The organism is Desulfobulbus oligotrophicus (genome assembly GCF_016446285.1).
Lineage (GTDB): Bacteria > Desulfobacterota > Desulfobulbia > Desulfobulbales > Desulfobulbaceae > Desulfobulbus > Desulfobulbus oligotrophicus.
In genome coordinates this window covers 503,290-517,355 of sequence record NZ_CP054140.1, presented here as the reverse complement: position 1 = coordinate 517,355, position 14,066 = coordinate 503,290, and the positions used below count along the sequence as shown (strand labels likewise).

Sequence of the window (14,066 nt, the reverse complement as noted above, 5' to 3'; positions counted from 1 at the left end):
AAGGAGAAATCGTCTTTATGGGAACCACGCTGACAGCCCTTGTTCAGGACAACGAGGTAGAGCTGGAACAGCTGCAGGATCGGATCGGTTATCGATTCCGCGACCTGCAGCTGCTCCAACTTTCCCTTGTTCACAGCTCTTTTGCCTTTGAACGGCTTGATGACAGCCGCCACAACGAAACGCTCGAGTTTCTGGGAGATGCGGTTCTTGATCTTATCGTGGGATTCATCCTGTTCGTTCGTTTTCCGGAGCTGCGGGAAGGGAAGCTTACCCGTATCCGCTCGGCCCTGGTCAACGAAGGCGGCCTGACCGAACGTGCCAGGGAGATCGATCTGGGAAGCTACCTGCTTTTAGGCAAGGGAGAAAGTGCTTCCAGTGGCCGGGACAAGCCTTCGATTCTGTCAGGCACCTATGAGGCCCTGGTCGGAGCCATCTTTCTTGATGGCGGGTATGATGCTGCTCAGGTCTTTGTCCGCCGTTTCTTTGAGCCGTATCTTAATGACTCTCAGGAGCGGTTGGTGAGCATCGATGCCAAGAGCGAGTTGCAGGAACTGCTCCAGGAGCGGTACAGCACAGGGCCGGAGTATGTACTTGTTGGTGAGGAGGGGCCTGCCCATGCTCGGCTTTTCTCTGTTGCTGTCCGGTTTCAGGACGAGGAACTGGGGACCGGTACAGCGTCCAGTAAAAAAGAGGCGGAACAGCAGGCAGCCCGGACAGCCCTCAAGCAGCTCAGACAGCGGTTTTCGCAGCCGTGAAACCGTTTGTACCCGCATCGGTGCAGTGCAGGCCGCCGACATGCTCCGGTCTGCCTGATATGACAGACAATCGATTCCCATGCCGCTGATCATTCCCATCTTCATCCCCCATGAAGGGTGTCCCCATCGCTGTCTGTTCTGTAATCAGTACACCATCAGCAGCCGGAATCGGGAACAGGTGACCGGTGCTGCAGTTGTTGGCACCATTCACAGCTGGCTTGCCCTGGCTCAACCTAAACACAGAAATCAGGTGCAGGTTGCCTTTTACGGGGGCAGTTTTACCGGGTTGACAGCCGCAAGACAGGTGGAGCTGCTGGCCGTGGTGCAACCGTTTCTTCGCCGGGGTGTGGTGCAGAGCATCCGTCTCTCCACCCGACCCGATTATATCGATGATGAGGGATTGGCGATTTTGCGCCGCTATGGAGTAACCACCGTAGAGCTCGGTGTGCAGTCGTGCGATGACCTGGTACTGCAGCTTGCCGGTCGGGGACATACCTGTGCCGACAGTGTACGGGCCGGCCGACTGGTGAAAGAGCAGGGATTCAGGCTGGGGTGGCAGCTGATGCCCGGATTGCCGGGTGAAAATACTCGGTCACTGCGGTGCACAGTCAACAGAACCGTTGACGTGCGGCCCGATTTTGTCCGTATTTATCCGACTCTGGTCTTAAGGGACAGTGGTCTTGCCCGGCAGTACCAGCAGGGAACATATCGTCCGCTCAGCCTCAATCAGGCGGTGGCGGCTGTCAGCCGTATGAAAAAACGATTTGACGATCAGGGGATCGGGGTGGTACGGATGGGCCTGCAAAGTTCCGCAGACCTGGAACGATCGCTCATAGCCGGACCCTGGCATCCGGCTTTCGGTGAACTGGTCAAGGCACGTCTCATGCTGCAACAGACCCGTCGACTGCTGGCCCGCACAGCATCCGCATCCCCGGTGGAGCTGGTTATCAACAACCGCGACCAGTCCATATTTCACGGTCCGCGTTCACTTAACCTGCGGCGGTTACAGGAGCTGGGGTTGTCGACACGATTTACTTTGCGCCTTGACCCGCAGCAGCCGCGGCAGACGGTGCGGGTTGTTGAAGGCGCGGAGCAGCATTGAAAGAAACAGTGACACACAGTTATTTGTCGAACAGACAGCATCAGCAGAGAGTTCTGATCTGTCGCAGGCATGTCGCAGAGAGTCCGGCCGCTGTCGGCGGCCGGTGCATCCCCATCTTATCAAGTTTCAGCATAGTAGATTTTTTTCATGCTCAGTATCACTGATCTCAACCTGCAGTACGGTAACAAACATATCTTCCGTGACGTTTCAGTGCAGATCCACTCCGGTGATCGGGTGGGACTGGTTGGAGTCAACGGTGCCGGTAAATCAACCCTGCTTACAATTATGTGCGGTGAGCAGGATGTTGATCCTGGTATTGTCAACCGGGCCTCCTGGTTTACAGTGGCCTATTTACCTCAGGAGACGACCGTGGAGCTGGGTGGTGTCAGCCTGTTTACCGCGGCTGAATCAGCCTTTGATGAGGTTTTGGCGCAGCAGGAAGAGTTGGATCGGATAAGTGAAGAGCTGGCTCTCGTCAATGCTGAAGACCCGGGGATTGATGATCTGCTGCGGCGACAGGGTGAACTGCAGCATATGCTTGAGGGGAGTGATGTGTTTCTCATCCGTCCGCAGATCGAGCAGGTTTTGTTCGGGTTGGGGTTTACAGCTGCTGATCTTGACCGGCCGGTGAACAGCTTTTCCGGTGGCTGGATCATGCGTCTGCTCCTGGCCAGACTGCTGTTGAAGCGACCGGCCCTGCTGTTGCTGGATGAGCCGACCAACCATCTTGATCTGGATTCCCTGACCTGGCTGGAAGAGTTTCTTATCAACTATCAGGGAGCCATGGTCATCATCTCGCATGACCGGTCCTTCCTTGATCGGGTAACCTCAGCAACCTGGGAGTTGAGCCTGGGCAGGTTGAGTGTTTTCCGGGGCAACTACTCGCACTATATCGTGGAAAAGGAGCAACGCCTCGAGCTGGAGCGCTCGGCCTATGATAATCAGCAGGCAATGATCCGTCAGACAGAGCGATTCATCACCCGGTTTCGCGCCAAGTCCACCAAAGCCCGGCAGGTGCAGAGCCGGGTCAAACAGCTGGAGAAGCTGGAACGTATCGAACTGTCGGCAACCGATCATACCATTCATTTTTCTTTCCCACCGGCGGCACCGTCCGGGCGCGATGTGCTGCTGCTGGACGGGGTACGGAAAAGTTATCACAGTGCAACGGTCTTTGACGGTATCAGTTTTTCTCTGCACCGTGGCGACAAACTGGCGGTGGTCGGTGTCAACGGAGCAGGGAAGACCACCCTGCTCAAGATCCTGGCCGGTCTGGTGATAGCTGAAGAGGGAACGGTTAAATTGGGCCATAACGTTATCCTCTCCTACTTCGGGCAACATCAGGCCCAGGAGTTGCCCGGTGAGTTGACCGTCTTTGACACTGTGTACCACACGGCTGTCGACATGAGCATGACCCAGGTCCGTTCCCTGCTCGGAGCGTTTCTTTTCAGTGGTGATGATGTGGAAAAACAGGTGCAGGTGCTTTCTGGTGGCGAGAAGTCCCGGGTGGCCTTGGCGAGAATGCTGGTCCGGCCGGCCAACCTGCTGTTGCTGGACGAGCCGACCAACCACCTTGACATGAGCAGCCAGGAGATCCTGCAGGAGGCGATGGCTCAGTACGAGGGCACGATTATTGTTGTCTCGCATAACCGTTACTTTGTGAACTCCTTTGTCAACAAGGTGCTGGAGATCAGAAACGGCACTGCCACCCTTCACGAGGGGAATATTGACGACTATCTTGCATGGCGCCGGAAAATGGAGATGCAGGAGGTTGTTCAGATCGAGCCGGCCGCAGACAGGACGGGAATGGTTCGGAAAGATCAGGGCGAGACGGATGCAGGAGTGGATAAAAAGTCGCTGCGTAGGCAACGGGCCCGGGAACGGCAGCAGCTGAACCAGAAGTTGGGGCCATGGAAGAAGAAGAACGAAGAGGCCGAGCGGGAGGTTGAGTCTTTAGAGGCGCGTAAAACTGAGCTTGAACAGTTGATGGCAGACCCTGAACTGTACGGCGATCAGGAACAATGGAGTGCAGTCAGCAGGGAGTACAGCCAGGTGGAGCGCCACCTCGATCGCGCCTATCAGCGCTGGGAGGAAACGCAGCAGGCTGTTGAGGAGATAGAGCAGGAGTTTGCACAAACCGGTGTCTGATCAACTGATCTGATACGTCTTTATAGGGAGAACGTGTATGAAAAAAAGAGTGGGGATTGTCCTCATCTTGGCTGTTATTGTCGGTTGTGGCTGGTTTTTGGCCGTGAAGGGCAAGTCTGCCGTGGGGCAGTATGCCCGTTACCTGCCGTCTGATGTGATTGGCGCTGTCAACCTGACGCATCTGTCTGCCGTGAGTGACAATATTGCCTCTTCATCCCTGGGCCGGTTTCTGGCAAAAGACACCATGCACACCATTATTCGTGAGCTGGGCGGGGGCAACGAAACAATAGCTGAATATGATCGGCTGTATGACAGCGTGGTCGAGGTGGCGGCGGATCCGGCCTTTCGCACCGTGTTCGGCGATGATGTCACCCTGGCGCTGTTATCACCGGACAAGATCGACCAGACCCGGGATCCGGCTGAAACCCTGCGGCAATCTCTGGTGGTGGTGGCCAGAACAGCGGCGGCCGGAGCCATTGATATGCTCAGTAAAATAATCAGCCATGCCAAAGTCAGCCGAGAGACCATTGACGGCGTCGCGTTTGTCAAGATCGTTATGGATGACAACCAGGCAGTGTACGGCTACACCGAGGGAAGGCTGCTGTTTCTGGCCTATGATCCGGCGGTTATCCGGGCCTGCATAAGTGGTGACAAGGATGTCGAGCGATTGGCGCAGGCACCGATGTATCAGCAGGCGGTGTCCTTTTGGCAGCCGTATCCGGCAAAGGACGTGTACAGCCGGGTGTACCTGAATGTCGATCAGCTTACTCGCCTGACCCAGAGGTTGCCGGATGCGGAGATCAAGGAGAGCGGTGAGTTGCTTGCCGGCATAACGTCTCTGTTTTCGATCGGGTACCTGACGCCGCAGGGCATGGAGAACAGGGGTTATTCCAGCTACCGGTATGATCAGCTTCATCCGATGATCAAAAGTACGGTGGATGCTGCCGGCGTGAACCGCACCGTCCACTTTTTCAAAGACAGCACCTTGCTGTACAACTGGACCTCCTCATTGCAGCCGGAGGTGCTCATCGGGACCCTGGCCTCTGACCGGAATACCTACCAGGAGATGGATGCAGATGTTCGACAGATCCTGGGTGTATCACTGGATGAGCTGGGCAAGGCCTTTGGTCCCCAGTATGGCGGGATGCTTGACGAGATCGTCCACACCCCGCTCTTCCCCTGGCCAAAGGCTGTTTTGTTTGTGGAAGTGCGCGACCGGAAGATTGCCGAAACAGTGCTGAACGGTATTCGACGGCTCATAACCGGCAGCGGCATGGTGGCTGAACAGCAGGATCAGGTACAGGGACATACGGTCTACTCCTGGCCGATCCTGCCTGCGGAGTCTGCTCAGCCGGCGATAGCGCTGACCGATGACATGCTGTACCTGGCCACGAGTAAGGCTACCCTGCAGAATCTGCTTGCTGCAGATACAGCAAGCAACCAACTGACTGCAACAGTAAAGGAGACCATGGGAACAGGTGTGGTTGACCGTCTGATGACAGCCAACTCCAGCAGCCTGATCGTGCAGCCGCACCAGATGGCTGTGCAGGCCGGTGCAGCCCTTGACTGGCTGGGTGGCATTCTCACGGCAACCAAAAACATCTCCATGGGGCGTTTGAACAGGGAAGTCGTACAGCTCCTGCAGTCCGTTGATCAGGTTGTGGCAACCAGTCATCTGACTGAAGAACGGGCTGAATGGACCATGACCGTGAAAAAGGCGGCTGAATAGTCGGCCCATCAGTGAAGAGTGCCGATCGGTCAGCGGGAAACCGTGGGAAAAACGCTTGCCTTCTTATGGAGAATCAAGGTAAGGATGCTCATTTAAATTGTAAGCAAGGGGCGTGGAGAAGGTGTATCTGATCGTGTGTGCACGTATGGGTTTGAGCAGCAGTGTTGAAGCACTTTCCGTACAGAGAACAGGAGGGAGAACGTGACATTTGATAAGGAGACGAAGTTATGGCTTTCCGGCAATGAGGCGATCGCCCTCGGAGCCTGGGAAGCAGGTGTCCGGGTGGCTTCCGGCTATCCCGGGACTCCATCCACTGAGATTATGGGAAACCTGGGCCAGTATGAGGGTGTCTATACCGAGTGGGCTCCCAACGAGAAGGTCGGCCTTGAGGTTGCCCTTGGTGCCTCCTTTGCCGGTGCCCGTGCCCTGGCAACCATGAAGCACGTTGGTCTTAATGTTGCAGCGGATCCGCTCTTTACAGCTGCCTACACCGGTGTCCGCGGTGGGCTGGTGATTATCAACGCCGATGATCCGCAGATGCACAGCTCACAAAATGAGCAGGACAACCGCAACTATGCCTACGCAGCCAAACTGCCCATGCTGGAGCCTTCTGATCCGGCTGAGGCCAAGCACATGGTGACACGTGCGTACAGCTTAAGTGAACAGTTGGATACCCCGGTGATCATTCGGATCACCACCCGCATTGCGCATGTGAAGGGTGTGGTCGAGAGGGGGCAGCGGGCTGAGGTTCCGGAAACATCCATTGAGAAGGTACCGGCTAAACTGGTCATGCTCCCCGGAAATGCCCGGGTACGGCGGGTTGCTGTTGAAAAACGGATGGCAGCCGCCCGGGAACTGGCAGAGACCATGCCGGAAAATCGTATTGAGCCCGGCTCCGGCCGCCGGGGTTTTGTCACTTCCGGTGTGGCGTACAACTATGTGAAGGAGGCTTTTCCCGAGGCGCCGGTGCTCAAGCTGGGCATGGTCTGGCCACTGCCTGAGAAGATGCTCCGCGATTTTGCCGCCACGGTTGACGAGCTGATCGTGGTTGAGGAACTTGATCCTTTTCTCGAAACACATCTCAAGGCCATGGGTATTGCCTGCCGTGGAAAAGATCTGATTCCCAATCAGGGGGAATTGAACTCCTTTATCGTTCGTCAGGCACTGGCACCGGAGACCATCGGCGAGGTCTTTGCACCGCTGGAGTTGCCGATGCGGCCACCGAACATGTGCGCGGGCTGCCCGCATCGCGGCCTTTTTTATGGTCTGTCCCGAATGAAAGATGTGTTTGTCTCCGGCGATATCGGTTGCTACACGTTGGGCTTTCTGCCGCCTTTGTCGGCCATGGACGCCTGCGTCTGCATGGGGGCCTCAATCACCATGGCGCACGGTATGGCCAAAGCCCTGGGAGAAAAGGGCAGGGGCAGGGTTGTTGCCGTGCTTGGCGATTCGACATTCATGCATTCAGGCATGACCGGTCTGTTGAACATGGTCTACAACGGCACCTATGCCACGGTGATCATCCTTGATAACCGGACCACCGCCATGACCGGCCATCAGGACAATCCGGCTTCCGGTCGCTCCATCCTTGGTGAGCCGGCTCCGGCGCTGGATCTTGAGGCGCTGTGTCGGGCTCTGGGGGTTCAGCGTGTTGTGGTGGTGAATCCCCATGATGTTGAGGTGACCCGTAAGGTTCTGAAAGAGGAGATTGAATCTCCGGACCTTTCAGTGATCATCAGTCGTGCGCCCTGTGTGCTGCTCCCTGAAGAGTTAAAGCGTAAAAAACCGGTCTACTTCACCAATCTTGCCAACTGTACCGGCTGTACCCTCTGTGTACAGATGGGATGCCCGGCGATCAGCTGGACACCGCTCACCCCGGAAGAGGCGGTGGCACGGGGGTATCGGGACAAGCAGAAGGGATTTGCCCGGATCAACGAGGTGCAGTGTAACGGCTGCGGCCAGTGCGCCTGTGTGTGCAAGTTTGACGCCATCACCAGAAGGGAGGAGAACTCATGAGACAAAGCGGCAATATTCTCTTTTCAGGTGTCGGCGGGCAGGGCATACTTCTGGCCAGTGAACTGACAGCCCATGCCCAGCTTATGGCGGGGTATGATGTGAAAAAAAGCGAAGTTCACGGCATGGCCCAGCGTGGCGGCTCTGTTGAAGCACACCTGCGCTACGGTGAGAAGGTCTATTCACCGTTGATTGAGCTGGGGGCGGCTGATATCCTGGTTGCCTTTGAGATCCTTGAGGCAGTCCGCTACCTGCCCTACCTGCACAGGGACAGTGCTGTGGTGGTCAACACGCAGAAGATTCTGCCGCCGGCGGTGGCTTTGGGTAAGGCCAGTTATCCGGAAGATATTCTTGATGAGCTCAGGTCACGACAGATCAATGTGGTGGCCATTGATGCCTTTGCCGTGGCACAGTCAGTGGGTGAGTTGCGGGCGGCCAACGTGGCCATGGTTGGTGCGATGTCCAATTTTCTGGCGGTCAGCCCGGATGTCTTTTTGCAGGCGATTGACAAGACGATTAAAAAGCAGTTCTGTGATGTTAACAAAAAAGCGTTTGTTGCCGGTCGGGCTGCGGTATACGCCTGACCCGGCCCCTTACTTTCCCAAGAGGGCAGACAATGAATTGGCAGGAGATTGAAACCTTACCGCGTTGCGGATTAGAATCGATACAGCTGCGTCGGTTGCAGGCCCTTGTATATCGGATATATGATAAGGTGCCGCCGTATCGTGCCAAGATGGATGCGGCCGGTGTACAACCACAGGATATTCAGTCCCTGGCCGATTTGCGTAAGCTGCCGTTCACCACCAAGGATGACCTGCGTGACAACTATCCTTTCGGGCTTTTTGCCACCCCCATGGAGGAGGTTATCCGGGTCCACGCCTCTTCCGGTACCACCGGTAAATCAACAGTGGTCGGTTATACGCAGGCGGACATCGCCCTTTGGGCCTCGGTTATGGCCCGCTGTCTGACCATGGCCGGAGTGACCCGGGGCGATATGGTGCATAATGCCTATGGATACGGTCTGTTCACCGGCGGTCTTGGCGCGCATTACGGTATTGAGGCTCTTGGTGCCACCGTTATCCCGGTTTCGGGCGGTAACTCGAGGCGACAGGTGATGATCATGCGCGATTTTGGTTCAACGGTGCTGCTTTCCACCCCATCCTATGCGCTGAACCTGGCCGATGCCATGGCTGATGCCGGTGTTACACCGGATGATTTTCAGCTGCGGGTCGGTATTCATGGTGCAGAGCCCTGGAGCGAGAACATGCGGGAAGAGGTGGAGCGCAAGCTTGGGATCAAGGCGGTGGATATCTACGGGCTTTCCGAAATTATCGGCCCCGGGGTTGCCATGGAATGTCTGCAGACGGAACGTGGTATGCATATCCTTGAGGATAACTTTCTGCCTGAAATTGTTGATCCGGATACCCTGGAACCGTTGCCCTACGGAGAGACCGGTGAGCTGGTCTTTACTACGCTCACCAAAGAGGCCTTTCCGCTGATCCGCTACCGGACCAAAGACATCTCCCGGTTGTTTTGCGAACCCTGCGCCTGTGGCCGTACCCTGGTCCGCATGGAAAAGGTCACCGGTCGAACCGACGACATGCTGATTATCCGCGGCGTTAACGTGTTTCCCTCCCAGGTCGAGCATGTGCTTATGGGTGTTGAGGGTGTTGAACCCCACTATCAGATCGAGGTGTCTCGAGAGGGGAGTCTGGATGTGATGTCGGTACTGGTTGAGATAAGCGAGAATATTTTTTCCGACGAGATTAAGGTTTTGGAGCAGTTAAGCAGGAAGATCCGGGCGGAACTCAAGGATATGCTTGGTATCACCGCCAAAATCAAGCTGGTGGAACCCCGCTCCATTCAACGTTCCGAGGGGAAGGCACAGCGCGTGATTGACCGGCGCAAAATCTAACCACAGGAGGTCGTATGCGTGTAGAGCAGATTGCGGTTTTTCTCGAGAACAAGTCGGGTCGTCTGGCGGAAATAACCCGTGTTCTGGCTGAAAATAATATCAATATCCGGGCGCTCTCTGTGGCCGATACAGCAGACTTTGGTATCTTGCGTCTCATTGTCGATAAGGTTGACCTGGCCAAGGACGTTCTTCGCAAAGGGGGATTTACCGTTGGCAAAACCAATGTGGTTGCCGTTGAAGTGCCGGACAGGACCGGTGGTCTTGCCAGTGTGCTTGAGGTGGTTACCGAGGCTGAGATCAATGTTGAGTACATGTATGCCTTTGTCAATAAAAGCGGCTCGGATGCGGTTTTGATCTTTCGTTTTGAAGAGATGGACAAGGCTATCGACGTGTTGCAGGAGAAGGGCTTTACCCTGTTGACCGGGGCTCAGATCTGCTCACTGTAGAACGTGGGTGGCCGTATCTGCGCAGATGCGGCTTGTACGTTCAGCAATGACGGGGATAATGATAACCAAAAGATGCTCCGAAGCACGCTCTGAGGCCGGTTAGCAGATGTGTGCCTGTTTGCGGATAACCCGGGGACGAGGGGTGTGACCTCAACGGGTAGTTGTTCAACCACTCCACATTGCAGCAGTGTACATTTTCATGTATGGGGTGCGGTCGCGGTCTGTTATTGCCTGCATGACCGTACTGCTGATTGGCAAAGGCATGCTCAGGCTCTGTGAAGAGCAATGTAATTAAAGTCTTTGACAACAGGCACCCGTTGGGTGACTGTTGATTTTGTTGCACCGTATGACTCTGGAGCTTTTCTTTCAATATCTCTTTGCCGGTATCACCTACGGTTCGCTGTACGCAATCGTTGCCATCGGATTTAACATCATCTACAACACCACGGGCATCATTAATTTTGCCCAGGGCGAATTTGTGATGCTTGGAGGGATGCTCTCTATCTCGCTGTTGCAGTTCATGCCGCTGGGAGCAGCGATTGCAGCGGCTGTGCTCATCACCATGCTCATCGGTGCGGCCATTGAGATGCTGTTTATCCGCTGGCTTGTCAATCCGTCGGTATTACGGCTGGTCATTATCACCATCGGCATTTCCATTCTTCTGCGTGAATCAGCTCTCCATATCTGGGGCGAGTCCATTCGCAGCCTGCCGTATTTTTACGGGAACGAAATTACGACCTTTTCTCTGGGGGGAGTCAATATCTCCCCGCAGGTACTTTGGGTCATCGCTGCCTGTGCCGTGATGATGGTGGGGTTGAACGTATTTTTCAAATCCACCTCCATCGGCCGGGAGATGCGTGCCTGTGCCGCCAACCGGACTGCAGCGCTGCTCTGCGGCATCAACAGTCGTAATATGGTGACGTTGAGTTTTATGCTCAGTGCCGGCATCGGAGCCCTGGCCGGCTGTGTGATGTCACCGATTACCTACACCCAGTACGATTCAGGCGCCTCTCTGGCGATTAAAGGGTTCACGGTTGCGATTTTAGGCGGCCTTGGCAACTCGATGGCAGCAGTGGCAGCCGGTCTGCTCTTAGGTGTTATCGAGGCTTTTTCCGTCACGGTTGTTCCGCTTGCCTTCCAGGACGCGATCACCATCACCATCCTGCTGATCATTCTCTTTGTGAAGCCCCATGGCATTTTCGGCTCCAGCGAGGCCGCCCGGCTGAAGGATTTTTAGATGAAAACCCGAAAGCTTCTCTCGTTGGCTGCGCTGGCTCTTCTGACAGCAGGTCTGCACCTGTTCACTGTTTTTTCCGGCACCCAATTTTATCTGGTTCAACTCACCATGGCCGCCTACTACGGGTTGGTGGTGATCGGCCTTGGGGTGATGATGGGCTATGCCGGGCAGATTTCCATCGGACATGCCGGTTTTTTTGCCATCGGCGGTTACCTGTCCGCGGCACTGACCACCAACGACCTCACACCGTTTGTTGCAACCGGAGGCATCCGGATTCTGGACAATCTGGGGCTGCTGGTGCACGGTCAGGATATCTTCGGAGCCGATCTGGTGACCGTGTCGCCCTGGGCTGCCTGTCTGTTTGCAGTGACGGTGGCGGCGCTGATAGCGTTGGTGATCGGTGGCCCGGTGCTGAAGCTCCGGGGCCATTATCTGGCCATGGCCACTTTAGGATTTGGTACCATTGTGTACCGGGTGTTCCTGGCGTCCCCCTATTTCGGAGAGGCTGACGGCATCTCCGAAGTCCCGGCTTTTCAACTGCTGCCGGCCACTGCTCTGTTTGGACCGCTGGTTATCAGCGGTGATTCCGCTTATCGGGTGCTGAACTATTACCTGGCCTGGGGTGTTCTTTTTGTCGGGATGGCGTTACTGCTTAATCTGATTGATTCCAGAGCCGGACGGGCGTTGCGTTCATTGCACAGCTCTGAGGAGGCTGCCGAGGCCTTTGGCGTTGATACAGCCCGCTGCAAAGTCCAGATCTTTGTGCTCAGTGCAATCTATGCGGCTGTGGCCGGAAGTCTGCTCACCCATTTCAACGGCGGCATCGGCCCCAACGAGGCCTCGGTTATGAAGTCGGTTCGGTATGTTGCACTGGTGGCGGTGGGTGGCATGACCAGTCTGTGGGGAACACTTCTCATGGGGGTGGGGCTCACCTTTCTCTCGTTGCGCGGTGTGTTTGGTGCGTTTGATGATGTGGTGTTCGGGGTGATCCTGATTGTGATCATGCTGTTTGCACCGGAAGGTATCCTGCGCGGGGTGTTCGGCCGGGTAGTGCAGCTCTTTCTGCCCGGGAGGCAGGTATGATCAGCAACAGTTCACACTCCGAACCCCTGCTTGTGCTGCAGAAGGTGTACAAGCAGTTCGGCGGCCTGCAGGCCATTAACAATGTTGGTTTTGCTGTACAGCCGGGGAGTATTAAAGCTGTCATCGGACCCAACGGTGCCGGTAAAACCACCCTGTTTAATCTGATTGCAGGCAACATGCCGGTCACGTCCGGAACGATCATCTTTCAGGGGCAGGAAATACGAGGAAAAAAACCCTATGAGATTGCCCGGATGGGCATGGCACGCACCTTTCAGAACATTAAACTGTTTCCTGGAATGACCGCTCTGGAATGTGTTATGGTCGGTCGGCATACGCAGAGCCGCGCCGGCTTTTGGGCCGGCCTCTTTTCCCTGCCGTGGACCTGGCAGGAAGAGCGAGCCATTCGGCACCGATCCATGGAGTTGCTTGAGATGCTTGCGATCGCCGACCTGGCCGATGTCGAGGTCTCCGGCCTGGCCTTTGGACAGCAACGGGCCGTGGAGATGGCGCGAGCCCTGGCTGCCGAACCCAGCCTGCTTCTCCTTGATGAACCGGCAGCCGGACTCAACATCTATGAGACCGCTGAGGTGGCCCGTCTGATCACAACGATTCGTGATATGGGCATTACTGTCCTGCTGGTGGAACATGACATGTCGCTGGTCATGGATGTCTCCGACGAGATCGTGGTTCTGAGTTTTGGCAGCAAGGTGGCGGAAGATACACCGCCCAAGATCCAGAAGAATGCTGACGTCATTAAAATTTACCTGGGAGAGGATGGGACAGCCTGATTCTGCTGCATCCCTCCATGACTGATTGTATGCTGCGAATACGTAATCTCGATGCCGGTTACGGGAAGTTACGGGTCCTGAAGAATATCTCGCTCCACGTGAAGCGTGGTGAGATTGTCACCATGATCGGTGCCAACGGGGCCGGGAAGAGTACCCTGCTCCACACCATTATTGGTTTGATCAGACCGATGAGGGGTGAGCTCAGTTTTCTCGGGCAGGCGTGCGATCGGATACCCGTGGGCCGGATTGTGGCCTCCGGCTGTGCACTGGTGCCGGAAGGGCGGCAGGTGTTTGCATCCATGTCAGTGGAAGAGAACCTGTTGCTCGGCGGGTATGTTTTGCAGAAAGAGAAAGGAAAGGCCGCTGTGCAGAAAGAGCTGGCGCGCCAGTATGCACTGTTTCCCCGGTTGAAAGAACGAAGCCGCCAACTGGCCGGTACACTGTCTGGAGGAGAGCAGCAGATGCTGGCCATGGCCCGGGCCCTGATGTCCCGGCCAAAGCTGGTTATGATGGATGAACCGTCGACCGGGCTGGCTCCGCTGATCATCCGCGATATCTTCGCCATCATCGGGCAGTTGCGCGCAGAGGGCAACACCGTGCTGTTGATCGAGCAGAATGCCAGGGCCGCCCTGACGATCGCCGACCGTGGATATGTGCTGGAGGTCGGTAAAATCATTGTGCAGGGCGCGGCAGCAGATCTCCTGACCAACTCCGATGTACAGCGGGCCTACTTAGGGCGGGAAAAAATAGAATAAAAGGCTGTTGTGTGGTCGGCAGACGTAGCAGCTGCCGGCTGACAAGTCTTGCAACCGCTGCCGGGGTACCGGGTAAGAAACTGTTTGTTTTTAGAAAA

The 14,066-nt window shown here is 55.9% G+C and carries 12 protein-coding genes; all 12 read left to right on the top strand.

Features of this window, described 5'->3' with window-relative positions; translation table 11 throughout:
* The first annotated feature begins 17 nt into the window (after positions 1 to 17).
* The 12 genes from rnc to HP555_RS02285 all read left to right on the top strand — a co-directional run bounded on the left by rnc (position 18) and on the right by HP555_RS02285 (position 13,968).
* Positions 18 to 755, top strand: coding sequence for a ribonuclease III (gene rnc / locus HP555_RS02340; protein ID WP_199263616.1), 738 nt, complete (start codon positions 18 to 20; stop codon positions 753 to 755).
* A gap of 79 nt (positions 756 to 834) precedes the next feature.
* Positions 835 to 1,857: an elongator complex protein 3 gene (locus HP555_RS02335; protein ID WP_199263615.1), complete on the top strand. Its 1,023-nt coding sequence runs from the start codon at positions 835 to 837 to the stop codon at positions 1,855 to 1,857.
* A 147-nt stretch (positions 1,858 to 2,004) separates the two neighbouring features.
* Positions 2,005 to 4,002: an ABC-F family ATP-binding cassette domain-containing protein gene (locus HP555_RS02330; protein WP_199263614.1), complete on the top strand. Its 1,998-nt coding sequence runs from the start codon at positions 2,005 to 2,007 to the stop codon at positions 4,000 to 4,002.
* A 37-nt stretch (positions 4,003 to 4,039) separates the two neighbouring features.
* Entirely contained in the window at positions 4,040 to 5,731 is a 1,692-nt protein-coding gene (locus tag HP555_RS02325) for a DUF3352 domain-containing protein (RefSeq protein ID WP_199263613.1), read from the top strand.
* Between the two features lie 201 nt (positions 5,732 to 5,932).
* Complete coding sequence (gene iorA / locus HP555_RS02320; protein WP_199263612.1) at positions 5,933 to 7,747, top strand: indolepyruvate ferredoxin oxidoreductase subunit alpha; 1,815 nt, start codon at positions 5,933 to 5,935, stop codon at positions 7,745 to 7,747.
* Positions 7,744 to 8,328 carry an indolepyruvate oxidoreductase subunit beta gene (locus HP555_RS02315; protein WP_199263611.1) on the top strand — a complete coding sequence of 195 codons (585 nt, stop codon included), beginning with the start codon at positions 7,744 to 7,746 and terminating at the stop codon, positions 8,326 to 8,328. The genes iorA and HP555_RS02315 overlap by 4 nt, the downstream gene beginning before the upstream one ends.
* Positions 8,329 to 8,360: 32 nt before the next feature.
* Positions 8,361 to 9,659: a phenylacetate--CoA ligase family protein gene (locus HP555_RS02310; protein ID WP_199263610.1), complete on the top strand. Its 1,299-nt coding sequence runs from the start codon at positions 8,361 to 8,363 to the stop codon at positions 9,657 to 9,659.
* Between the two features lie 14 nt (positions 9,660 to 9,673).
* Positions 9,674 to 10,105 (top strand): ACT domain-containing protein, encoded by a 432-nt coding sequence (locus HP555_RS02305; protein WP_199263609.1) that lies wholly within the window; start codon positions 9,674 to 9,676, stop codon positions 10,103 to 10,105.
* A 346-nt stretch (positions 10,106 to 10,451) separates the two neighbouring features.
* On the top strand, positions 10,452 to 11,342 hold the full coding sequence (locus HP555_RS02300) for a branched-chain amino acid ABC transporter permease (RefSeq protein WP_199263608.1): 891 nt from the start codon (positions 10,452 to 10,454) through the stop codon (positions 11,340 to 11,342).
* Entirely contained in the window at positions 11,343 to 12,425 is a 1,083-nt protein-coding gene (locus tag HP555_RS02295; protein WP_199263607.1) for a branched-chain amino acid ABC transporter permease, read from the top strand.
* Positions 12,422 to 13,213, top strand: coding sequence for an ABC transporter ATP-binding protein (locus HP555_RS02290; RefSeq protein WP_199263606.1), 792 nt, complete (start codon positions 12,422 to 12,424; stop codon positions 13,211 to 13,213). Before HP555_RS02295 ends, HP555_RS02290 begins: the two co-directional genes overlap by 4 nt.
* 29 nt (positions 13,214 to 13,242) lie before the next feature.
* On the top strand, positions 13,243 to 13,968 hold the full coding sequence (locus tag HP555_RS02285) for an ABC transporter ATP-binding protein (RefSeq protein WP_233249227.1): 726 nt from the start codon (positions 13,243 to 13,245) through the stop codon (positions 13,966 to 13,968).
* Positions 13,969 to 14,066: the final 98 nt, after the last annotated feature.

Bases quoted from the DNA above. Each gene is read 5' to 3' on its own strand.
- HP555_RS02305 (WP_199263609.1), top strand. From the start codon at position 9,674: ATGCGTGTAGAGCAGATTGCGGTTTTTCTCGAGAACAAGTCGGGTCGT.
- HP555_RS02330 (WP_199263614.1), top strand. From the start codon at position 2,005: ATGCTCAGTATCACTGATCTCAACCTGCAGTACGGTAACAAACATATC.
- HP555_RS02285 (WP_233249227.1), top strand. From the start codon at position 13,243: ATGCTGCGAATACGTAATCTCGATGCCGGTTACGGGAAGTTACGGGTC.
- HP555_RS02310 (WP_199263610.1), top strand. From the start codon at position 8,361: ATGAATTGGCAGGAGATTGAAACCTTACCGCGTTGCGGATTAGAATCG.
- HP555_RS02300 (WP_199263608.1), top strand. From the start codon at position 10,452: ATGACTCTGGAGCTTTTCTTTCAATATCTCTTTGCCGGTATCACCTAC.
- HP555_RS02315 (WP_199263611.1), top strand. From the start codon at position 7,744: ATGAGACAAAGCGGCAATATTCTCTTTTCAGGTGTCGGCGGGCAGGGC.
- HP555_RS02295 (WP_199263607.1), top strand. From the start codon at position 11,343: ATGAAAACCCGAAAGCTTCTCTCGTTGGCTGCGCTGGCTCTTCTGACA.
- HP555_RS02335 (WP_199263615.1), top strand. From the start codon at position 835: ATGCCGCTGATCATTCCCATCTTCATCCCCCATGAAGGGTGTCCCCAT.
- HP555_RS02290 (WP_199263606.1), top strand. From the start codon at position 12,422: ATGATCAGCAACAGTTCACACTCCGAACCCCTGCTTGTGCTGCAGAAG.
- HP555_RS02325 (WP_199263613.1), top strand. From the start codon at position 4,040: ATGAAAAAAAGAGTGGGGATTGTCCTCATCTTGGCTGTTATTGTCGGT.
- rnc (WP_199263616.1), top strand. From the start codon at position 18: ATGGGAACCACGCTGACAGCCCTTGTTCAGGACAACGAGGTAGAGCTG.